The sequence below is a fragment of the Streptomyces sp. NPDC046465 genome, from assembly GCF_040646035.1.
Classification (GTDB): domain Bacteria; phylum Actinomycetota; class Actinomycetes; order Streptomycetales; family Streptomycetaceae; genus Streptomyces.
The window spans coordinates 202319-224219 of record NZ_JBEYZK010000014.1 but is presented as its reverse complement, the minus strand read 5'-3'; the positions used below and the strand labels follow the sequence as shown (position 1 = coordinate 224219).

Sequence of the window (21901 nt, the reverse complement as noted above, 5' to 3'; positions counted from 1 at the left end):
CCGCATGAGGAGTACGAGAACCGTGACGACGACCCCCTTGCCGCCGAGTCTCATCGCGACCCTCCCCGGCCACTACTACACCGACCCGGAGATCTTCCGGCAGGAGCAGGAACGCGTCTTCGAAGCGCTCTGGTTCTGCGCGGTGCGCGCCGCCGACCTCGACCGGCCGGGCGCGTTCCGCACCGTGCGGGTCGGCCGCGAGAGCGTGCTCGTCACCCGCTCGCGCACCGGCGGCCTTCGGGCGTTCCTCAATGTCTGCCGGCACCGCGGCGCCCGCCTGTGCACCGAGGAGTCGGGGCAGGTGCGCCGCGCCCTCCAATGCCCGTACCACGCCTGGACGTACGACCTGGAAGGACGGCTGATCGCCGCGCCCGACCTGGTGACCATGGAGGGCGTGGACCGGGAGGCCTACGGCCTGGTGAAGGTGGCCTTGCGGGAGTGGCTCGGCTACGCCTGGGTCTGCCTGGCCGACGAACCGCCCTCCTTCGAGGAGACCGTCATGGGCGCGGCGGTCGAACGGCTCGGTGACGCCGCCTCCATCGAGCGCTACGGCACGGAGAAGCTCGCGCTCGGCAAACGCGTCACCTACGACGTGCGCGCCAACTGGAAGCTGATCGTCGAGAACTTCATGGAGTGCTACCACTGCGCGACCATCCACCCCGAACTGACCGACGTCCTGCCGGAGTTCGCCGACGGATTCGCCGCGCAGTACTACGTGGGGCACGGCGCCGCGTTCGGTGCGGACGTGGGCGGGTTCACGGTGGACGGCAGCACGGGCTTCGGGCGCCTCCCCGAGGTGCGGGAGGACCAGGACCGCCGCTACTACGCGATCACCGTGAAGCCGACGGTGTTCGTCAACCTCGTCCCCGACCACGTGATCCTGCACCGGATGTTCCCGATGGCCGAGGACCGCACGGTCGTCGAGTGCGACTGGCTGTACGCACCCGACGTCGTCGCGTCCGGTGCCGACCTGACGCACTCCGTGGAGCTCTTCCACCGGGTCAACACGCAGGATTTCGCGGCCTGCGAGCGCACCCAGCCCGCGATGGCGTCACGCGCCTACCGCGCGGGCGGGGTGCTTGTGCCGACCGAGCATCACATCGGGCTCTTCCACGAGTGGCTGACCGAACAGCTCACTACGTAGTGACCGGGTTCGCCTGAGGGGTGGGTCGCTTGTACATGCGGGTCGCGGTGATCTCCCCGTGCACCGTCTCGCCGTCGGGGTCCTCGGGGGCCCGCTGCGGCAGGCCCGGGCGCAGGTGCTCCTCGACGCTGATGTACTTCAGGCCCGCGCGCAGGTCCGCGTCGTTCCGCAGGCGGATGACCAGCGGGAACTCGGCGAGCGCCGTCGTGTCGAACAGGCCGGTCGTGTAGAGCAGCTGCACGCCGAGCGCGTCCGACACGGCGCGCTGGAGCTCCAGGAGGTACGTCGCGTTGGCGCGGCCGATGGGGTTGTCGAGGAAGAGCGTGCCGGCGTGCCGGTGCTTGTCGCGGCCCCGGTCGTTGCTGCGCAGGGCGGCCATCGTGCAGTACAGGGCGATGGCCGCGGTAAGGAGCTGGCCGCCGGAGAACACGTCGCCCATCTGCCCGACCGGAACGCGCTCGGCACGCAGGACGGCGTCCGGCTTGAGGATCTCGACGGCGATGCCGCGCGGCTCCAGGGCGGCCTGTACGCCGCGCAGCAGCAGGGTCATTCCGTCCCGTCGCATGTCGGAGTTCTTCTTCACGGCGGCGCGGGTGGCGTCGTCGATGACCTCGCCGAGCCGCTCGACGAGCGTGGCCTGGTCGGGCTCGTCGAAGCGGACCCGCAGGAACTCCTGGCCCGACCACTCCCCGAGCCCCTCGGGCAGCCGGGAGAGGCGCTGGGCGGACCTCAGGGTCGCGAGGGCGGACTCGACGAGGCCGCGGAGGCGGTCGACGATGCTGTCGCGGTTGCGCTCCAGCTGTGCGAGCTCGTCGGTGAGGACGCGGAGCCGGGGCGCGAACGCGTCGGCCCACTTCTTGGCGTGCTCGGGCAGCGCGGACGCGGGCAGTTCGCGGATCTGCTGGCGGGCGGGCGTGCGCACCTGCTCGTACCGCGTGGAGTTCGCGTGGCGTACGAGGATGTCGCTCGCCTCACGGACGGTGGACTCGGCCGTCGACAGGTCGGCGGCGCAGCCGCGCAGGGAGCGGCGGGCCTCTGCGGCGGAGTGGCGGGCCTCTTCGAGGGAGCCGGGATAGCTGTCGGGGGCATCCTCGGGCTCCTCCTCCTGGTGCTCGCGCAGCAGGTCCCGGAGCAGGGCGGCGGTCTCGTCGAAGCCTCCGGCCGCGTCCTCGGTGACGCGGTGGGCGTGCAGCAGGGCGGCGTGGGCCTCCTTGGCGCGGCCCAGCGCCTCGGTGTGCGCGGCCAGTTCGCCGGTGGCGGTGCGCAGGAGTGCCTGGGCCTGCTCGGCGTCGGCGGGGACGAGGTCCTCGGGGAGCTCGGTGTGGGCGCCGCCGTCCTCGGGAGCGAGCCGCTCGGCCTCGCCGCGCAGTCGGCCGAGCGTCTCGCTCGCGGTGGCCGCGCGGGCCTCGATGAGCTGGACCTGGGCCTCCGCGCGCGCGGCGGCGGCCTGCCGGGATGGCCCGTCGGAGCCGTCGGTGCCTTCGAGGAGCAGGGCCGCGCGAGTGCGGACCTTGTTGCTGAGCCGGTCGAGCTCGGCGAGGGCGGCGCTCTCGTCGCTCTCGGCGTGCGCCTGCTCGGCGCGGAGGTCGGCGCCGACGCCCACCTTCTCGTAGAGCTGGGAGGCCGCGCGGTAGGCCTCGCGCAAGGCGGGCAGCGACGTCTTCGGGGTGTCGCTCTCCTCCGGTACGTCCTCGGGGGCACCGGCGATCTCGGCGCGCTCGGCGCGCAGCGCGCGGGCGGTGCGGCGGGCGTCGTCGGCGGTGCGCTGGGCGGCGCGCCGGTCCTCGTCGGCGGCGCGGGCACGGTCCAGGCAGGTCTGGGCACGGGCCTCGGACTCGACGGCGTCGTCGGCCAGTTCGCGCAGCTTGACCTGCCAGCCGGCCCGCTCCCGGAGCCGGAAGGCGAGGCCCGCGAGGGCGTCGGCGGCGCGCCGGGCACGCTGGGCGGCCTCCTGGCGCTCGTCACGCACGCGTGCCGCCTCGCCCGCCGCTTCGTCGGCCTCGGCGCGCGCGGTGCGGGCCTCGGCGAGCTCGGCCTCGGCCTCCTCGGCGAAGGCGCGCGCTTCGTCGGCCGCGGTGGCGAGCTCGCCGAGGCGGCCGCTCGGGCACCCGCCGCGCCAGGAGGCGAGCCGGGCGGCGAGCTCGCGGTCCCTGCCGAGCCGGACGGCGAGCTCCCGGATCTCCTCGTCCCGCCGTGCGGCCCGCGCGCGCAGCGCCTGGCGCTCCTCGTCGGCGGCGTGCTCGTCGTGCATGGCCGGGTTCGGCGGTACGAGGAAGACGCCGGTGTCCGCGCTCTGCTCGCCCGGGGTGGGGGCGAGGAGGGCGGCGGCGGTGCCTACGGCCACGGCGGAGCGGGGCAGCAGGGCGGCGTCCGCGAGGGCTTCACGGGCGCGTGCGTGCGTGTCGGGGTCGGTGATGACCACCCCGTCGACCAGTTCGGGGCGGGCGGCGAGCACGCGCGCGTGGTCGGCGGGGTCGACGGCCTGGGCCAGATAGCGCCAGCCGGGCAGCGCGGGGATGCCGTGCTCGCCGAGGAACTCGACGGTGGCGAGGACGTCGGGGCCGGGCGGAAGGAGTCCGCCGTCGCCGAGGGCGCCGAGGATGCGGGAGTCGTCGGCGGCGGCGGTGCGCAGGTCGAACAGCTGGCGCTCGGCGGAGGCGACGCCGTCTTCGAGGAGGGTCCGCAAGTCGTCCGCCGAGCGGTCGAGCTCCGCGACGGTGAGGGCGCCGTCCGCACCGGTCTCGGCGGGCTCGGCCCCCCGGCGGGGCTGCGGCACACCGCCGCCCCCCGCGGGCAGGCTCAGGAGCTCGGCGAGCCGCTGGTCCCCCGCGATGGACTCGGCGGCGCTGCGCTCCGCGTCGTGGGCGGCCTCGGCGGCGGTCGCGGCGTCCGCGGCGCGGGCCGCGGTCAGCTCGGCGCGGGCCTCGGCGGCTGCCGTCTCCCTGGCGTGGTCGGCGGCCCGGCGGGCGGCCTCGCGGGCGGTGTCCCAGGAGGCGACGGTGGTCTTCTCGGCGTCGCTCGCGGCGAGGGCGGCGCGGGCCGGGTCGGCGTCGGGGGCGGTGTCGTCGAGCCAGCCCGCGCGGACGGCCTCCGCGGTCTCCTGCTCGACCTCGGTGAGGCGCTGCTTCAGGTGTCCCGCCTCGCTGCGGGCGCGCTGTGCCTCGGTGGCGGCGGCGGTGGCGTCGCGGTGCGCGGTCTCGCCGGTCTCCTGGAGGACGGCGGAGCGCTCCTCCTCTTCGTTCGCGTGGTTCTCCGCGCCTTCGGCCGCGGTGTGCAGGGCGCGCACCAGGTCCGATGCGGCCTGCGCGCGGGCGGCGAGCGCGGGCGCCGCGTCGCGCTCGGCCTCGCTGATCGCGACGGCCACGCGCGCGGCGCGGTCGGCGGCCGCGCGGTGCCGCAGGACGGCTTCGGCGGCCTGCCAGGCGGAGTGCAGGGTGCGCGCGTCGGCGAGCTCGCGGCGCTGCGCGGCGGCGGCCTTCTCGGCGACGGTGAGCGCCAAGGAGGCGTTGCGGTAGGCCAGTTCGGCCGAGATCAGGGCGCTTCTGCCGCGCGTCTGCTCGGCCTCGGTGACGGTGTGGGCGGCGCCGGTGACCCGCTCGGCGAGTTCGGCGGCGCGGCCCCGCTCCTCGACGGCGCGGGCGGAGAGCCTGCGGGCCAGGGTCCTCGTGCGGCGCTCGGCTCCCGCGTGCACGTCACGCGCGCGTGACCGGGCGTCGGCGGCGTCGACGATGCGTCCGAGCAGGTCTACGGAGCCCGCGGTGAAGTCCCGTTCGGCGATCAGTTCGGCGCGGCGGCCGAGCTTGTTGCCGAAGCCGTGGACGAGGTCGGCGAGGCCGTCCGTGTCGCGGGTGTCGGTGACGGCGCGCAGCAGCAGGTCGGTGAAGTCGGAGTCCTTCTTGACGGCGAAGAGGCCCGCGGCCTCGCCTTCGTCGGCGTTCATCTCCCGCTGGTAGCGGAAGAGTTCGGGATCGAGGCCGAGGTCGCCGAGGTGTTCGTTCCAGCGGTCGTGGATCTCTTCCCAGTGCACTTCGAGGTGGGGGTAGGCCTTCACCGCCTCGGTCATGGCGTCGCGGAAGCCCTTCATGGTGCGCCGTCGGCCCTGCGCGCCCGAGGCGCCCTCCGCGAAGGGGCGCACGGCGGTGGACTCGGCGACGGGCAGCGAGTCCAGGCTCAGGCCGGGTCCCGGCCGGAAGGAGTACCAGGCCTCGGCGAACTTCCGCGGGTCGTTGGAGACCTGCCGCCCGCGCCATTCGCTGACCTTGCCGACGACGACGCACTCGCCGGTCAGGGTGTGCTGCCACTCCAGGGCGACGTGCCCGCAGTCGTCGGCGAGCAGGAACTTGCGCAGCACGCCGGAGCTGGCGCCGCCCAGGGTGTTGCGGTGGCCCGGCAGCATCACCGAGAAGATCAGCTTGAGCAGGACGGACTTGCCGCCGCCGTTCTCCAGGAAGAGCACTCCGGCGGGCGCGGGGCGGCGCGGCGGGCCGACCGGTTCGTCCTCGAAGAACTCCGCCTGGGTGGGCGCGGGGTCGGGCACCTCCGCGCCGACGCCGCGCAGGTCGAGCACCGTGTCGGCGTAGCGCGCACCGGCCGGACCGATGGAGTAGAGGCGGACCCGGGACAGCTCGTACATGGCGGCGGACTCTCGTCGTAAGTCGTGCGGAACGGCAGGAAGGTGGCGCGGGCGGGGCCCGGAGGCCGGTGGTGGGGCGGGGTCAGGAGTGGAACGGCAGCCCCGCGTCGGCGGCCAGCTCCAGATCGTCGGTGTCTTCGGGGGGCAGCAGCGTCGCCGAGCCGTCCGTGACCGGCACGACGCCGAGCTCAAGGAGCTCCGCCATGGCCGCGCTGCCCGCCATGTCGCGGACCTGGAGCTGGTAGCGGGCGGTGGTGCGGTAGGTGCCTCCGGAGTCGTCGCCCGTCCGCTGCAGGAAGCCGGATTCGGTGAGGAAGGCGGCGGCCTTGCCGACGATGCCGGTGGTCGAACCGGCGAGGCGGCGGGCGTCCTTGGTGGCGCCGGTCGAGCTGCGGCGCGCCCAGATCCGCCAGGCCGCTTCGAGGCCCGGGGCGTCGGTGGCGGGGTCGGTGTTCTCGCCGTGTTCCTCGGCGCGCTCCTCCAGGCGGTGGCAGGCCTGGCGTACGAACGCGTCGACGCCGTTGACCGTGACCCGGCCGATGTAGCCGTCGTCGGCGAGGTCCTCGGGGCGCGGGAACGCCATGGCGGCGACGGCGAGGTGGGCGAGGCCGTGCAGGAAGCGGTCGGTGGAGTCGGTCGCCGCGCGGCGGGCGTAGTCGCCCATGCGGACGGCGAAGACGGAGTCCTCCGCGGCCGTCACGGCCATTCCCGCGCGCGGGGACACCTCAAGGACGACGAGCCCGAGTCCGGTGGCGACGGCGTCGGCCAGCCGGGCGAAGGGCGGGTCCTCACGGTAGCGGCGGAGCAGTTCGGCGTACTCCTGGTCGCGGGCGGGCTGCAGCTTGGGCTGCAGGCCGAAGGAGACGAGCCGTGCGGCGTCGGCGGCGTCGGCCGGGGTGACGGGCGCGGGGGCGGCGGGCGCCGCCATGGAGTCCGGCTCGCCCCACGCGGCGTGCTCTGCGGGGTGGTCGGTCACGGGGTGTGCTCCTTGCGGCGGTGGATCGGTCGTACGTCGCTGCGGGTGCCCGGCGGCGCGGTGTGCTGTTCCGCGGCCTTCGGGCCGGTCTTCGTCCGGTCCGTGGCCATCAGGCCGCCTCCGTCCGGCCGGCCGCCATGCCGGCGGCGTCCAGGAGGGCCGTGCCCACGATGAGGTCGGCGCCGCCGAACTCCTCGTCGTCGAGCTGGGTGCCGTCGTCCACGGCGAAGAGCAGCTTCTCCTCGCCCTGGCGGTAGGCGGTGCCGACCGGCGGGCTCGCCGCGTGCACGGCCAGCAGGGCGACCAGGTAGGGCAGTTCGGGGTCGCGGCGGCGGGCGTCGGCCAGCAGTCCGGACAGGCGGCGCGGCGCGTCGGCGGGCAGGTCGAGCAGTTCCATGGCGCTCGCGAGCTGCTGCTCGCTGAAGCGGCTGTCGTCCGGGGTGGCGATGAGCTCGGGCTCGGGCATCTCCGCGCCGAGGTGCTCGCGCTCCATGGGCGGCGTGAGCAGTATGTCGACGAGGTCGCCCACGCGGACGGAGACGGGCGTGCGCAGCCCGGTGCCGTGCGCGAAGAAGGCATCGGTCACCCGGATCGCCCGCTCGGCGGGGAGCGGCAGGAGGGGCGCGACCAGCTGCCCGTACAGGTCGAGGCCCGAGCGCGCGGTGGGGGCGGCGAAGGCCTGCCGGTCCTGCTCGGCGCGGAACAGCGGGCCCGCTTCGAGGAGTCGGGACTGGAGCTGCGTGTGGCGGCGGATGCAGTCCTTGACGATGTCGACCAGCTCGGCGGCGCGGCGCTTCTGCTCGGGGTCCTCGGACTCGTCGCGGGCCTTGCGGATGTTGGTCAGGATGGCGTTCTCGTGGCGGTAGCGGTCGGCGACGTGGTCGAGCGCCTCCGCGATCATGTCGGGGACGGCCTGCAGCCAGTCCACCGCGCGGACGTTGCGCCGGGTCGCGTCGAGGGCCCTGCGCAGGGTTTCCGAGTACTGCACGGTGCGGTAGCGCGCCTGCTCGGCGGCGAGCTGGGCGTCGGCGAGCCGGCCGCGGCTGATCAGGACCTCCAGCTTCACCTCGGCGGCGATCTGGGCGCTGGTGACGTCGGTGTCGAGGGCACCCACCAGGACGTTGACCGCTTCGTCGGTCGTACGCAGGTAGACACTGCCGCCGTAGCCGGGGACCTCTTCGAGGAGCTTGAAGTCGTAGTCCCTGCGGACATATGTGCCGTCGGGTGCGAAAGTGCCGTACACCGCGCGGAAGCCGCGGTCGACGCTGCCGACGTTGATCAGGTTCTCCAGGACCCAGCGGGCCACCCGCTCGTGCTCGGCGGCCGGGCGCCGGGGGGCCTGGGCGGCGACGCGCGGGAGCAGCCTGGCGACGATCTGCTCGTGGTCGGCGCCGGTGTCGAAGTCCATGTTCAGTGTGACGAGGTCGATGGCGGACAGGGCCACCTCCGCCATCGCGTACACCGTGTACTCGCCCGCGAGGTTGGTCTTGCGCACGTCGAGGTCGTGCAGCGGAGCCGTGCAGGCGAGCGCGCGCAGGCGGCGCGCCAGGCCCTCGTCGGCGGCCGGGCCCAGAGCGGGCCTCGGCCCCGCGCTGAGCTGGGGCGGAGCGGTGTCCGTAACGGCAGGCGAAGTCACGGTGCACAGACTAGGTCCTCGGTCTGACAACGGTCGAAACGGCGCAGAAGCGACCGGTTCAGCCGCCCGCGCCGACGCGGCGCCCGTACACCTCGACGAGGCCGTCGAGCGAGTCCTCGAGGTAGTCGGCGAGCAGGTGTTCGGCCTGCCCGGCGTCTCCCGCCCGCAGTGCGGCGAGGATGCGTTTGTTGCGTTCGAGGTAGGGCTCGTGGAGGCGGCGCGGGTCGTCCACCACGTGGAAGGCGAGGCGCAGTTCGGCGAGGACGCTGCGCATGAGCTCGTCGGTGCGGGCGCTCCCGGCGAGCGCGACGAGTTCCCGGTGGAAGTGGATGTTGGCGGTGGAGACGCCCTTCCACTCCTTGTCGCCGGCCGCGCGGACACCGGCCGCGACGGCGCCCGCCACCGCGTCGAGGGCGAACGGCGGCGCACCGAGACCGCGGACGACCGCGCACTCCACGAGTCTGCGCGTGCGGTAGATGTCCTTTACGTCCTCCACCGTGAGGATCCGCACGAAGACGCCGCGATTGAGCTGGTGCTCCAGGAGCCGTTCGTGCGTGAGCAGCCGGAAGGCCTCCCGCAGGGTGTTGCGGGAGACGCCGAGCGCGCCGCCGATGCTGTCTTCGGAGAGCCGCGTCCCGGGTGGGAAGAAGCCCTCGGCGATGCGGCTCCGGAGGATGTCCGAGACCCGCTCGGCCGTACTGGTGCGCCCCAGAAGCGCACGGTCGTCGGCCAGTCCGCTCACGTCAGCCATCCCCTCAGCAGGCTCCTCGGCCCGCCCCTCAGCCATGCCCGGATTCAATCGCAGAGCGAAGAACGAGACAACACAGGTATTGAGGGATCGTTCAACGATCCTCTACCTTGTCGGGCACGGCTCGTTCCCACGGCTCGTTGCGACGGTCCGGAAACGCACGCTCCAGCACCCCCCGTCCCTCATCTGCGAGGTGCCCATGAGCACGACCCCACCACCCCGAACCGCCCCGGCCGCTCCCCGCCCCGACCAGGGCGGACTCCCCGACGACAGCGGCGCGTTCGGCTGGCTGCGCGCCCTCGGGCCGCGCGGCCGCCGTGCCTTCGGCGGCGCCTTCGGGGGCTACGCCCTCGACAGTTACGACTACTTCACGCTGCCGCTGAGCATGGTGGCGCTCTCCGCGTACTTCAGCCTCGACAGCGGGCAGACGGGCCTTTTCACCACCGTCACGCTCGTCGTCTCCGCCGTGGGCGGCGCCGTCGCGGGCGTGGTCGCCGACCGGATCGGCCGCGTCAAGGCACTGATGATCACGGTCGTCACCTACGCGGTCTTCACCGTCGCCTGCGGCTTCGCACCCAACTACGAGACGCTGCTGGTCTTCCGCGCCCTCCAGGGGCTCGGATTCGGCGGCGAGTGGGCCGTCGGCGCGATCCTCGTCGCCGAGTACGCCACCGCCAAGAACCGCGGCCGCACCCTGGGCGCGGTCCAGAGCGCGTGGGCCGTGGGCTGGGGACTCGCGGTGATCGTCTACACCGTGGTGTTCCAGTTCCTGGACGACGACCTCGCCTGGCGCGTGATGTTCTGGACCGGCGCGCTGCCCGCGCTCCTCGTGATCTACGTGCGCCGCAACGTGCACGACGCCCCGGAAGCCGCCGAGGAGCGGCACAAGAGCTCCGACCAGGGTTCGTTCACGGCCATCTTCAAGCCGGGACTGCTGCGCGTCACGCTCTTCGCGGTGCTCCTGTCCACGGGTGTGCAGGGCGGCTACTACACGCTCGCCACCTGGGTGCCCACGTATCTGAAGGACGAACGGGGTCTGACCGTCGTCGGCACCGGCGGCTATCTGACCTTCCTGATCTCCGGCGCCTTCATCGGCTATCTGACCGGCGGCTACCTCACCGACAAGCTCGGCCGGAAACGGAACATCGCGCTCTTCGCGTTCCTCTCCGCGGCCAGCGTCCTCGCCTACACGAACATCCCGGACGGCGCCAACGGCCTTCTCCTTGTGCTCGGTTTCCCGCTGGGCTTCTGCATGTCGGCGATCTTCAGCGGCTTCGGCTCGTTCCTCAGCGAGCTCTACCCGGCCGCCGTGCGCGGTACGGGCCAGGGCTTCACGTACAACACGGGCCGCGCGGTCGGCGCGGTCTTCCCCACCATGGTGGGCTTCCTCGCCGACAGCTGGGGCGTCGGCGGCGCGCTGGTCTTCGGAGCGGTCGGGTACGGCCTCGCCGTCGTCGCGCTGCTCGGCCTCCCCGAGACTCAGGGGAGGGAACTCCTGTGACGGCTTCGGTCTCGATCGACCTCAACGCCGACCTCGGCGAGGGCTTCGGCCGCTGGCACCTGACCGACGACGACGCGCTGCTGTCCGTGGTCACCAGCGCCAACGTGGCCTGCGGGTTCCACGCCGGGGACGCCGTGACCATGCGCCGGGTGTGCGAACGCGCCGCCGAGCACGGAGTGCGGGTCGGCGCGCAGGTCTCCTACCGCGACCTGGCGGGGTTCGGGCGGCGTGCCATGGAGGTGCCGGCCGCGGAGCTGGCCGCCGAAGTGGCGTACCAGATCGGCGCCCTGGAGGTGTTCGCACGCGCGGCGGGCACGCGCGTGTCGTACGTCAAGCCGCACGGAGCGCTCTACAACCGCGTCGTCCACGACGAGGAGCAGGCCCGCGCGGTCGTCGACGGCGTGCTGCTCGCCGATGCCTCGCTGCCCCTCCTGGGGCTGCCCGGATCGTGCCTCCTGGAGACGGCGGAGAAGGCCGGACTCCCCGTCGTCACCGAGGCGTTCGCGGACCGCGCCTACACCGACGAGGGCACCTTGGTCCCACGGACCCATGCAGGAGCGGTCATCACGGACGCGGAGACCGTCGTGGCGCGGTCCGTCGGCATGGCCCGCTCCGGCGTCGTCACCTCGCACGGGGGCCGCGAGATCGCGGTCCGCGCGCGTTCGCTGTGTCTGCACGGCGACACTCCGGGGGCGGTGGGCCTGGCCCGCCGGGTGCGGGCGGAGCTGGAGGGCGCGGGCGTGCGGGTGGAGGCCTTCGCGTGAGGGCCCTGCCCGTCGGTGACCGGGCCCTGCTCATCGAACTCGCCGACGGCGCCGAGGCCCAGGCACTCCACGCCGAACTGCTGCGTCGCCGCGCGACGGGCGCCCTGCGGGTACGGGAGATCGTCCCCGCCGCCCGCACCGTGCTCCTCGACGGCCTCGACGAACCGGGCCGGGTCGGGTCGGAGCTGCCCGGCTGGGAGATCCCGCCGCTGCCCCCGCGCGCGGGGGCCGTCCTGGAGGTCCCGGTGCGCTACGACGGACCGGACCTCGCGGACGTGGCGGCGCACTGGGGCGTGCCGGTGACCGAGGTGGCGCGGATCCATTCGGCCGCCGAATTCCGCGTGGCCTTCTGCGGGTTCGCGCCCGGCTTCGGCTATCTGACCGGGCTGCCGGAGCGCTACGGAGCACCGCGCAGGGCCACGCCCCGCACCTCCGTACCGGCGGGCAGCGTCGCCCTGGCCGGGCCGTACACAGGCGTCTATCCGCGCGCCTCGCCTGGCGGCTGGCAGCTGATCGGCTCGACGGACACCGTGCTGTGGGACCACGCGCGCGTGCCCGCCGCGCTGCTCTCCCCCGGCGTACGCGTCCGCTTCGTACCGGAGGCACGATGACCGACCGAGCCTTCGCCGTGGTGCGGGCCGGGGCGCTGACCACCGTGCAGGACCTCGGGCGCCCCGGGCACGCCCATCTCGGGGTGCCGCGCTCGGGCGCCCTCGACCCGCCCACGGCACGCCTGGCCAACCGCCTGGTCGGCAATCCGCCCGACGCCGCCGTCCTGGAGACCACTCTCGACGGCTGTGCCGTGCGCCCGCGCCGCCCCGTGACGGTCGCGGTCGGCGGCGCGCCCTGCTCCGTGACGGTGGCGGGCCGCCCCGCCCCCTGGGGAGCGCCGGTACGCGTGCCCGCGGGAGCACTCCTGGAGATCGGCACCGCGCTCTCCGGAGTGCGGTGCTACGTCGCGTTCGACGGCGGCGTGGCCGTGGACCCGGTGCTCGGCAGCCGCTCGTCGGACCTGCTGTCCGGGCTCGGACCGCCCCCGCTCGCGGACGGCGCGGTGCTGCCGCTGGGGAGCCCTGGCGGCACGTACACGCGCGTGGACACCGTCCCGCAGCCCGCGCCGCCCCGGGAGCTGGTGTTGCGGGTATCGCTCGGGCCGCGGTCGGACTGGTTCACGGCGGCGGCGCTGCACACGCTCACCACGCGCGCGTACCGGGTATCCGCGGCGAGCAACCGCATCGGCCTGCGCACCGAGGGGCCCGCCCTGGAGCGGTCCTGGGAGGGCGAACTGCCGAGCGAGGGGATGGTCCTCGGCGCCGTCCAGGTGCCGCCGGACGGCAGGCCCGTCGTCTTCCTGGCCGACCACCCGACCACCGGGGGCTACCCGGTGGTCGCTGTCGTCCGGGAGGCGGACCTGGCCGCGGCGGCCCAGGCCCGCCCGGGCACGCCGCTCCGCTTCGTCGGCTTCAGATCCTGTCCTTGAACCCCCCGCCCGGAACCCCCCGCCCGCGGGCCGAACCCTCCCTACACCGGCGCGTCCGGGCCGATCCTGCTGCGCACCGCGGTCTGCACCTCGTCCTCCTCGGCCGGGTCCGCGGCGAGCCTGCGGAGCCGGTTGACCACCCTGGCGTCACCGGTCTCGGCGTGCCGTGCGGCCACTTCGCGGGTGGACTCCTCGCAGTCCCACAGGCACTCGACGGCGAAGCCGGCGGCGAAGGAGGGGTCGGTGGCGGCGAGCGCGCGGGCGGCGCGGCCACGGAGATGGGAGGAGGCGGTCTCGCGGTAGACGTGCCGCAGCACGGGGGCGGCGCAGGCGATGCCGAGGCGTCCCGCGCCGTCGACGAGGGTCCACAGCGTCGGCGCGTCGGGCCCCTCGCCGCGGACTGCTTCGCGGAGGGCGGCCAGGACGAGCTTGCTGTCCTGCGCACCGCCCCGGCAGGCGAGCATGCGCCCGGCGGCGGCGCCCAGGGCGTCGGGGCGGTAGGCCCAGCGCCGGGCCCGCTCGACGGTGGCGACGCTCCGCATCCGTTCGAAGGCGTCGATCGCGGCCTCTGTCACCGCCTGGGACGGGCCTTCCGCGGCGAACTCTATGAGGTCGAGGGCGGCGGGGTCGTGGGTGTCGGCGAGATAGCGCAGGGCGGTGCCGCGCGCTCCGTCCGAACCGTCGCGGGCGGCCTCGATGATCTCGGGCCGGTCCTCGGGACCGGCGACGGCGGTCAGGCAGCGGGCAGCGGGCACGTACAGCACGACGCCCCGTTCAAGCCCTTCCTGCGCCCAGTCGAAGACGGCCTGGACGCTCCATCCGGGACGTGGTCCCGAGGGCCGCATCTGGCGCTGCCAGCGGTCGAAGGAGCCCTGTTCCCTTGCGGCGCGCACTCGGGCGCCGATATCCGCACGGGGGTCCTCTTCCCAGAGGCGCCAGGGCCTGGGTTCATAGGCGTCGCGGACGGCGGCGGCCAGCTCGGCCTCGCCCTCCGCGTCGGGGGCGAATCGGGCGAGCACGGGGGCGGCGAGGGCGCGCAGGCCCCCGTCGTCGTCGCGCAGCGCCAGCTCGTCGAGGGCCCACGCCCAGTTCGAGCCGAACGCCGCGTACCTCCGCAGCAGTTCGAGGGCGTCCTGCCTGCCGTACGAGGCGAGGTGCCCGAGGACGGCCAGGGCGAGTCCGGTGCGCGAGTCGTCCGTGTTCAGGACGTCCTCGGCATCGAAGAGGTGCCGCTCGATCTCGCCGAGCCCGCCGTGCAGGTCGAGGTAGAGGCGGGCGTAGTAGAGCGAGCGGTTCTCCACCTGCCAGTCGTGGCGGGGATCAGCCAGCACGCAGTGGTCGAGGGCGGCGAGCGCCTCGGAACGTGGGGCGGTGAGCGCGTGCAGGGTGCCGTCGCCGCGGCCCCTCTGCAACAGGCCGAGCAGCGTACCGCTGGGCGCTATGACCGGATCGAACATGGGAAACAGCCTCACATCAAGCGTCGACGCAACCGGGAATCACGCATTACCTGGCCGTGCGCCAACACGTCGGGCCGCCCGCCGTCTTTTGCTTGTCGAAGACCATCTTCCTCTGCCTCTCGTCCATGGCCCAGGGGTTCCCGGACGGGAGGTCCGGGGGCGGGCCGCTCACGGGCCACGCGGTGCGGCAACATCTGCCCCGCCGTCGCGTCCGTGAATCACGTCGTCATGATGACCCGGCGGTCAGCTCCGCCGCGACCACATTTCCAGCGCCCCCGTTGCTGCTGGTCAGGTACCCGGTTCAGGCGGCCCCGAACAGCTGAAGCAGTTCCGCCTTTCCGAACATCCGGGCGGTGTCGACCGCCGACGGCGTCCCCGCGGCCGGATCCGCGCCACCGTCCAGAAGGGCCCGGATCACGTCGTCCTCGCCCTTGAAGACCGCGCCGGCGAGCGGCGTCTGCCCGCGGTCGTTGGCGCGGTTGGTGTCCGCGCCGCGCTCCACGAGGGATCGGACCGCCCCGGCGTGCCCGTGGTAGGCCGCCAGCATCACCAGCGAGTCGCCGCTGTCGTTCGTGAGATTCGCCGGGACGCCCGCGTCGACGTAGGCAGCGAGCGCCGCGGCGTCCCCACGGCGGGCCAGATCGAAGATCTTGGTCGCCAGCTCCACGACCTCGGGGTCGGGGGCTTCGCTCATGGGGGCGTCCGCCTTTCTGGGTGCGCTGCCGGTGCAGCCGTACGAGTGAATCGACAGGGTACTGCCCTCGTGGACACATGACGCGGCCCACCCGAGGCAAAGAACACGGCGGGAGCGGGAGGCCGCCTCGGCCGACTCCCATCTGACCCGTACGGGGTACGCCGTTCAGGCGAAAACGCCATTAATTAACCCATTTGCACCTTTTATCGTATGGATACATGCTGTGAACCTGGAACAACTCATGGTGACTGTCCCCACCAACCAGGAGAACCGTCATGATCCTTTCCATCTCGGGCGTCGTGCTGCTCGGAATCATCGTCTTCCTCTTCTTCCGCAAGGACGGGCTCAAGGCGTCGCACGCGGTGGTCTGCGCGCTCTTCGGCTTCTTCATGGCGGGCACCGCCATCGCTCCGAGCATCAAGGCCGGCAGCGCGAGCCTGGCGAGCCTCCTGGGCGGGATCAAGTTCTGACGCATCTGCCTTTCGTACGCACCTCCAGGAGACAGACGTGGCAAGGCGCCCCCTCCCCCGCATTCTGAGCAACGGCACCGCATCCATCGCCCGGAGCCGGGAGCTGGCACGGTCGGCGGCCGACAACGCCACCGATGTTCTCCACCCGCTGATCACGATCACTCGCGGACTGCGCCGGCTGGCGGCCGCCGGCCGGCGCAGATGGACCGACACCCCCAAGGACAAGCGCGGTCCCCTGCTGTTCCTTGTGGCCTCCGTGATCCTGGTCGTGGCGCTCGTCCCCTACGGGCCGCTGCTCGCCGCCGCCTCCCTGATGGCGGCGGCCGCGTGGACGGGCCGCGAGCGCACCGCTCCGGAGCCGGACGGCCCGGACGAGGCGCAGGTCCAGCGGCTGCAGTCCCTCTACGAAGCGCTCGTCCCGTACTTCTCCGTCGCCGAGGATCCCGCCCCGCTCTTCGCGCACGGCGGCGAATGGGACAAGGCCCTCAGCGACTACGAGTTCGACGACACCGGCCGCGTCTCCCGGCTCGTAGTGCGCTATCCCGCGTACTTCACGGACGGCGAGGCCGAGTCCCGCGCGCGGATCGAACAGTTGCTGCACGCCAAGTCGGGCCGCGGCCGCGAATACCACTTCGCGTGGGACGAGGAGTGCAACCAGCTCACCGTCTCGGTGCTCCCCCCGCTGCCCACCGACATCGCCGCCCAGCGCTTCGTCACCGCTCCCGGAGAGACCGTCCTCGGCTTCACCGACGAGACCGGCGTCCAGCGCACCCTGCCGGTGACCGACGGCGCGGAGCAGCGCGACGTGCCCCCCGTCGTCTGGCGCACCGGAATCCGCTCCACCGAGCCCCATCTGCTCATCGCGGGCCAGCCGGGCAGCGGCACGACTACGCTGCTGCGCTCCATCGCACTGCAGGCCCTGCAGTACGGCGACGTCCTCATCGTCGAGGGCAGCGGCACCGGGGACTACGCCTGTCTGACCGGCCGCGGCGGGGTCCTCGCCGTGGAGTGCGGGCTCACCGGCGCCCTCGCCAGCCTCGAATGGGCCGCGCACGAGACCGAGCGGCGGCTCATCTCGGCGAACCGCGCCCGGCAGGCGGGCCACCCGCCGCCGGAGGACACCAAGCGCCCCCTGTGGCTCCTCCTCGACCGCCCGAGCGCACTCGGCCACCTCGCCGCGGCCGACGGGCGCAGGGACCCCCAGTCACTCCTTCAGGTCCCCCTGCGGCACGGCAGGGCGGCCAACGTGACGGTCGTGGTGGCCGATCAGCTGGACGGCCTGGAGGCGCTGAGCGACGCCGTGCACCAGCACACCCGCGCGCGCGTGCTGCTCGGGCCCGCCACGATCGACCAGCTGGAGGAGGTCCTCGGGGCGCCGCCCCACACGACACCCACGTCGGACGTCCCGCCCGGCCGTGGCTATGCGCGCCTCGGCACGGGACAGGTGCACCGCCTCCAGGTACCGGCGACACCCGACCCGTACGACGACGCGACCAGCGAGGCGCACCGTCAGGCGGTCCTTGAGCTCCTGCCGGAACGGATCACCCCGCCGGACGCGGCGGACACCACCGCGACGGAGCCCCTTCCCGAGGCCACGGAGCCGGACCCGGAGCCGGTTCCCGCGGAGGGCTGAGCCCAGCCGGTTCCCGCGGAGGGCTGAGCCCCCCCCAGCGCCTTCACGCGACAAAGGGATGGGCAACCTGCGCCCCGGCCCCGGCGCCCGTCTCCACCAGGCGGGCCGCCGCGGCCAACCGCGCCGCCGCCTCGTCGGCCACCGCTCCCCCGACGGTGAACGGCAGCCGCACATACCCCTCGAACGCCCCGTCGACGCCGAAGCGCGGCCCTGACGGAACCCGCACTCCCACCCGCTCGCCCACCTCGGCGAGCCGGGACCCCGAAAGCCCCCCGGTGCGCACCCACAGGGTCAGGCCGCCCTTCGGCACCTCGAACTCCCAGCCGGGCAGTTCGCGGCGGACGGCGGCGACCAGCGCGTCGCGGTTCTCCTTGGCCTGCTCCCTGCGCACGTCCACGGCGGCCTGCCAACCTCCGGTGTTGAGCAGCCAGTTCACGGCGAGCTGTTCGAGGACCGGGGTGCCGAGGTCGGCGTACGCGCGCGCCGCGACGAGGCTGCGGATCACGTCGGGCGCGGCCCGCACCCAGCCGATGCGCATGCCCGCCCAGAAGGCCTTGCTCGCCGAGCCGACCGTGATGACGGTGGAACCGGCGGGGTCGAACCCGCAGACGGGGCGCGGCATGGCGAGGTCCGCGTCGAGCCCGAGTTCGCTCATCGTCTCGTCGACGACGAGGACCGTGCCCGCCGAGCGGGCCGCCTCGACGAGCTGCCTGCGCTGGTCCTCGTCCGCGAGCGCGCCCGTGGGGTTGTGGAAGTCCGCGACGACGTAGGCGAGCCGGGGCGCCGCGTCACGCAGGACCTGACGCCAGCGGTCCATGTCCCAGCCCCGCAGCCCCTCGGCCATGGCGACGGGGACCAGACGGGCGCCCGCCTCACGCATCAACTGGAGGATGTTGGCGTACGAAGGCGACTCCACGGCGATGCGTTCGCCGCGGCCCGCGAAGAGGTGGCAGATCGCGTCGATGGCCCCCATCGCGCCGGTGGTCACCATGATCTGCTCGGGCATGGTGGGGATTCCGCGCGCGGTGTAGCGCTCGGCGAGCATCTCGCGCAGCGCGGGCAGACCGGCGGGGTAGTCGCCGTGCGTATGGGCGTACGGCGGCAGGGCTTCGAGGGCGCCCTGAACGGCACGGGTGAGCCAGGGTTCGGGCGCGGGCAGTGCGGCGCAGCCCAGGTCGATCATGGAGCCGAGCGCCTCGGGCGGCAGCGGTTCGAGCCCGCGCGCGGGGAGGGGGTTTCCGGCCGGGACGGCGGTCCAGCTGCCGGCTCCCCTGCGGGACTCCAGGAAGCCCTCGGAGCGCAGCGCCTCGTAGGCGGCGGCGACGGTGGTGCGGCTGACCGCGAGGGCGAGAGCGAGCTCGCGTTCGGCGGGCAGCCGCGCGGCGACCGGCACCCGGCCCTCGAGGACGAGCAGCCGGATGCCGTCGGCGAGGGCGCGGTAGGCGGGCGGGCGGCGGGTGCCGGTACCCACGGGGCGGTCCTGCTGCGAGGCGAGAAGGCGGGCGAGCTGCGTCGAACCCATTGCTGACGTCCACTGAGCCATGATTCCCAGTCCACCTTCCCTGAATTGGCCATGGTTGGCATCGCTGTGCAAGCCACAGAGTGTCACGCACCAGGCCACTACCACCACGCAGGGGGCATCACTTGTCAGGGAACTCGTCGGGGAACCTGTCGGGCAACTTGTCCGGGACGGCACCTGAGCCCGCACGGCGCCACCTGCCGCGGCGGCTGGTGCAGCTGTACGCGGGCCTCACCCTGTACGGCGTCAGCTCCGCGCTCCTCGTCGTCTCGGGCCTCGGCCTCGAACCGTGGAACGTGCTGCATCAGGGGCTCGCGGAGCTCAGCGGCCTGTCGATCGGCGTCGTCTCCATCATCGTGGGCGCCGCGGTCCTGCTGCTGTGGATCCCACTCAGGCAGCGTCCGGGACTCGGCACCGTCTCGAACGTCTTCGTCGTCGGCCTGGCGATGGACGCCACCCTCTCCCTGCTCCCCGACGCGCACGGCCTCCTCGCGCGCGTCCCCCTCCTGGTGAGCGGGATCCTCCTGAACGGCGCGGCGACAGGCCTCTACATAGCGGCCGCCTTCGGCCCCGGCCCCCGGGACGGCCTGATGACGGGCCTGCACCGGAGCACCGGACGCTCCATCCGGCTGATGCGGACACTCATCGAGGTGGCGGTGGTCGCCACGGGGTTCGCGCTCGGCGGCACCGTGGGGCTCGGCACGGTCGCCTACGCACTGGCCATCGGCCCGCTGGCCCAGTTCTTCCTGCGGCTCTTCACCGTCCCCGCGCCCGCCACGGGGAGCGTCGTGGCCGTCGGCGGCCCCTCGGAGCAGGCGATACTGCAGCAGTGACCCTGCGCGTACGCCACCCCTACCTCGATCATCCGGGTCCGCTCGCCCTCGCCCACCGCGGCGGCGCGGCGGACGGCCTTGAGAACACCGCCGCGGCCTTCCGGCACGCCGTCGACCTCGGCTACCGCTACATCGAGACCGATGTGCACGCCACGGCCGACGGCCGGCTCGTCGCCTTCCACGACGCGACGCTGGACCGGGTGACGGACGCGGCGGGGCGCATCATCGACCTCCCCTGGAGCGAAGTCCGCCACGCGCGCGTGGCGGGCAGCGAGCCGGTGCCCCTCTTCGAAGAGCTCCTGGCGTCGTTCCCCGAGGTGCGCTGGAACGTGGACGTCAAGGCGGAGCCCGCCCTGCTGCCGCTGCTCGACCTGATCCGCCGCACCGGCTCCTGGGACCGCGTCTGTGTCGGCTCGTTCTCCGAGGCGCGCGTGACCAGGGCCCAGCGCCTGGCGGGCCCGCGCCTGGCCACCTCCCTGGGCACGCGGGGCGTCGCGGCGCTGCGCCTGCTGTCCTACGGAGTGCCCGCCGCCCTGCGCCGCTCCGCCGTCTGCGCCCAGGTGCCCGAGACGCACGGCAGGCTCCGGGTGGTCGACCACCGCTTCGTACGCGCGGCCCACGCGCGCGGGCTACAGGTCCACGTGTGGACCGTCAATGACCCGGAGCGGATGACGGCCCTGCTCGACCTGGGTGTGGATGGCATAGTTTCCGATCACATCGAGACGCTGCGCGGGGTTTTCGAGGACCGGGGGACCTGGGTCTGACCGCCCCGAAGGCGGCGTCGCACCACGGGGAACAGCGAGGTCACGGGTGGGCACCGACACCGTGAAGGCAGTGGCGGCCGACGACGCGGTCGCCGAACGACGGCGCGAGCAGCGGGGCTGGTACTTCTACGACTGGGCGTGCTCGGTCTATTCGACGAGCGTCCTGACGGTGTTCCTCGGGCCCTATCTCACGGAGATCGCCAAGGCGGCCGCGGACCCGGAGGGGTACGTGCACCCGCTGGGCATCCCGGTCAGCGCCGGCTCCTTCTTCGCGTACACCGTGTCCGCGTCGGTGATCGTGTCGGTCTTCGTCATGCCGCTCGCCGCGGCGGCCGCCGACCGCTCCGGCCGCAAGAAGCCGCTCCTCGCGGTCGCCGCGTACCTGGGGGCGGCCGCCACGGCGGGCATGTTCTTCCTGGACGGCGACCGCTACCTGCTCGGCGGTCTCCTGCTGATCGTCGCCAACGCCTCGCTCGCCGTCTCGATGGTGCTCTACAACTCCTACCTGCCGCAGATCGCCCCTCCGGAGGAGCGCGACGCGGTCTCCTCGCGCGGCTGGGCCTTCGGCTACGCGGCGGGCGCCCTCGTCCTTGTGGCGAACCTCGTGCTCTTCCTCGGCCATGACGGCTTCGGCGTCTCGGAGGCGACCGCGGTCCGGATCTGTCTGGCGTCGGCGGGCGTGTGGTGGGGCGCGTTCACCCTCGTACCCCTGAAGCGGCTGCGGGACCGCGGGGCGCCGCAGCCCCGGCCTTCGCAGGGCGCGCCGCCGCGCGGTGGCCTGCGGCAGTTGCGGGAGACGGTGCGGGACATGCGCCGCCACCCCCACACCCTCGCGTTCCTGCTGGCGTACCTCGTCTACAACGACGGGGTCCAGACCGTGATCTCGCAGGCCTCCGTCTACGGCTCGCAGGAGCTCGGCCTCGATCAGTCAACGCTGATCGTCGCGGTCCTGCTCGTGCAGCTGCTCGCGGTCGCCGGGGCGCTCGCCATGGGACGGCTCGCCCGTACGCACGGTGCGAAGCGCACCATCCTCGGCTCCCTCGCCGCCTGGACGGTGACGATCGGGGCCGGCTATTTCCTGCCCGCCGGCGCGCCCGCGTGGTTCTTCGTGCTCGCCGCGGGGATCGGCCTGGTCCTCGGCGGCACGCAGGCCCTGTCCCGTTCGCTGTTCTCGCATCTGGTGCCGCGCGGCAAGGAGGCCGAGTACTTCTCCGCGTACGAGATCAGCGACCGGGGCATGGCGTGGCTTGGACCGTTGATCTTCGGCCTCACCTATCAGCTCACGGGGAGTTACCGGGACGCGATCGTCTCGCTCGTGGCGTTCTTTTTGGTGGGTTTCGTCCTGCTGTCGCGGGTACCTGTACGCCGTGCGGTGCGCGACGCGGGAAATCCCGTGCCGCACAGGATTTAGCAACTGAAGGCAAAGGCCGGTAGTGTACGCGTTTGGCCTGCCAGGCGGACCGTTACTGCGAGCTGAAGAATCAGAAACGCTGGGTGACATCTGCTGCCAGATGTGACAAACCGGGCACTGGTGGGTACAACAAGGGGCGGCATACGACGGCGACGCATGACCCTGAACGGGAATCTTTACCGCCGACCGGACGTTGACCGGATGACGACGACAGCGACACCTGTCCTGTGGGCGACAA

At 73.3% G+C, this 21901-nt stretch carries 17 protein-coding genes; 10 read left to right on the top strand and 7 right to left on the bottom strand.

The annotated features are described in order from the left end of the window. The first annotated feature begins 22 nt into the window (after positions 1–22). Complete coding sequence (locus ABZ953_RS23190; protein ID WP_361726859.1) at positions 23–1144, top strand: aromatic ring-hydroxylating dioxygenase subunit alpha; 1122 nt, start codon at positions 23–25, stop codon at positions 1142–1144. On the opposite strand, the gene ABZ953_RS23185 is transcribed toward ABZ953_RS23190, so the two are convergent. The 4 genes from ABZ953_RS23185 to ABZ953_RS23170 form a co-directional block, all read right to left on the bottom strand. Then, positions 1137–5777 carry a hypothetical protein gene (locus tag ABZ953_RS23185; protein WP_361726857.1) on the bottom strand — a complete coding sequence of 1547 codons (4641 nt, stop codon included), beginning with the start codon at positions 5775–5777 and terminating at the stop codon, positions 1137–1139. The two genes, ABZ953_RS23190 and ABZ953_RS23185, sit on opposite strands and share 8 nt — an antisense overlap. 82 nt (positions 5778–5859) lie before the next feature. After that, the gene (locus ABZ953_RS23180) at positions 5860–6705 is read right to left on the bottom strand and encodes a hypothetical protein (protein ID WP_361726926.1); all 846 of its coding nucleotides are present in this window, start codon (positions 6703–6705) and stop codon (positions 5860–5862) included. Positions 6706–6862: 157 nt separating this feature from the next. Beyond that, a complete protein-coding gene (locus ABZ953_RS23175; RefSeq protein WP_361726855.1) occupies positions 6863–8389 on the bottom strand; it encodes a hypothetical protein in 1527 nt (508 codons plus the stop codon). A gap of 58 nt (positions 8390–8447) precedes the next feature. Then, positions 8448–9140 carry a GntR family transcriptional regulator gene (locus ABZ953_RS23170; RefSeq protein ID WP_361726854.1) on the bottom strand — a complete coding sequence of 231 codons (693 nt, stop codon included), beginning with the start codon at positions 9138–9140 and terminating at the stop codon, positions 8448–8450. Positions 9141–9336: 196 nt separating this feature from the next. On the opposite strand from ABZ953_RS23170, the gene ABZ953_RS23165 reads away from it, so the two are divergent. From ABZ953_RS23165 to ABZ953_RS23150, 4 genes are read left to right on the top strand one after another with little or no spacing between them, the layout of a single operon-like run. Continuing rightward, positions 9337–10638, top strand: a complete 1302-nt coding sequence (locus ABZ953_RS23165; protein ID WP_361726853.1) for an MFS transporter — start codon at positions 9337–9339, stop codon at positions 10636–10638. Next, positions 10635–11402: a 5-oxoprolinase subunit PxpA gene (locus tag ABZ953_RS23160; protein WP_361726851.1), complete on the top strand. Its 768-nt coding sequence runs from the start codon at positions 10635–10637 to the stop codon at positions 11400–11402. The genes ABZ953_RS23165 and ABZ953_RS23160 overlap by 4 nt, the downstream gene beginning before the upstream one ends. Beyond that, positions 11399–12013, top strand: a complete 615-nt coding sequence (locus tag ABZ953_RS23155; RefSeq protein ID WP_361726849.1) for an allophanate hydrolase subunit 1 — start codon at positions 11399–11401, stop codon at positions 12011–12013. The genes ABZ953_RS23160 and ABZ953_RS23155 overlap by 4 nt, the downstream gene beginning before the upstream one ends. Beyond that, positions 12010–12882: a biotin-dependent carboxyltransferase family protein gene (locus ABZ953_RS23150; protein ID WP_361726847.1), complete on the top strand. Its 873-nt coding sequence runs from the start codon at positions 12010–12012 to the stop codon at positions 12880–12882. Before ABZ953_RS23155 ends, ABZ953_RS23150 begins: the two co-directional genes overlap by 4 nt. 41 nt (positions 12883–12923) lie before the next feature. Here the strand turns inward: ABZ953_RS23150 and ABZ953_RS23145 are convergent, their stop codons facing one another. Both ABZ953_RS23145 and ABZ953_RS23140 read right to left on the bottom strand, forming a co-directional pair. Next, complete coding sequence (locus ABZ953_RS23145; protein ID WP_361726845.1) at positions 12924–14339, bottom strand: HEAT repeat domain-containing protein; 1416 nt, start codon at positions 14337–14339, stop codon at positions 12924–12926. 301 nt (positions 14340–14640) lie between these two features. Beyond that, positions 14641–15033, bottom strand: a complete 393-nt coding sequence (locus ABZ953_RS23140) for an ankyrin repeat domain-containing protein (protein ID WP_361726843.1) — start codon at positions 15031–15033, stop codon at positions 14641–14643. A gap of 275 nt (positions 15034–15308) precedes the next feature. On the opposite strand from ABZ953_RS23140, the gene ABZ953_RS23135 reads away from it, so the two are divergent. After that, positions 15309–15503, top strand: coding sequence for a hypothetical protein (locus ABZ953_RS23135; protein ID WP_160503705.1), 195 nt, complete (start codon positions 15309–15311; stop codon positions 15501–15503). A gap of 37 nt (positions 15504–15540) precedes the next feature. Beyond that, complete coding sequence (locus tag ABZ953_RS23130; RefSeq protein WP_361726841.1) at positions 15541–17136, top strand: hypothetical protein; 1596 nt, start codon at positions 15541–15543, stop codon at positions 17134–17136. 43 nt (positions 17137–17179) lie between these two features. On the opposite strand, the gene ABZ953_RS23125 is transcribed toward ABZ953_RS23130, so the two are convergent. Beyond that, entirely contained in the window at positions 17180–18679 is a 1500-nt protein-coding gene (locus ABZ953_RS23125; RefSeq protein WP_361726839.1) for a PLP-dependent aminotransferase family protein, read from the bottom strand. A 137-nt stretch (positions 18680–18816) separates the two neighbouring features. Here ABZ953_RS23125 and ABZ953_RS23120 point away from each other — a divergent pair, with 137 nt between their 5' ends. From ABZ953_RS23120 to ABZ953_RS23110, 3 genes are read left to right on the top strand one after another with little or no spacing between them, the layout of a single operon-like run. After that, positions 18817–19488 carry a hypothetical protein gene (locus ABZ953_RS23120; protein WP_361726837.1) on the top strand — a complete coding sequence of 224 codons (672 nt, stop codon included), beginning with the start codon at positions 18817–18819 and terminating at the stop codon, positions 19486–19488. Beyond that, entirely contained in the window at positions 19485–20252 is a 768-nt protein-coding gene (locus ABZ953_RS23115) for a glycerophosphodiester phosphodiesterase (protein ID WP_361726836.1), read from the top strand. Before ABZ953_RS23120 ends, ABZ953_RS23115 begins: the two co-directional genes overlap by 4 nt. A 46-nt stretch (positions 20253–20298) precedes the next feature. Beyond that, positions 20299–21663: an MFS transporter gene (locus ABZ953_RS23110; RefSeq protein ID WP_361726834.1), complete on the top strand. Its 1365-nt coding sequence runs from the start codon at positions 20299–20301 to the stop codon at positions 21661–21663. Positions 21664–21901 lie beyond the last annotated feature (238 nt).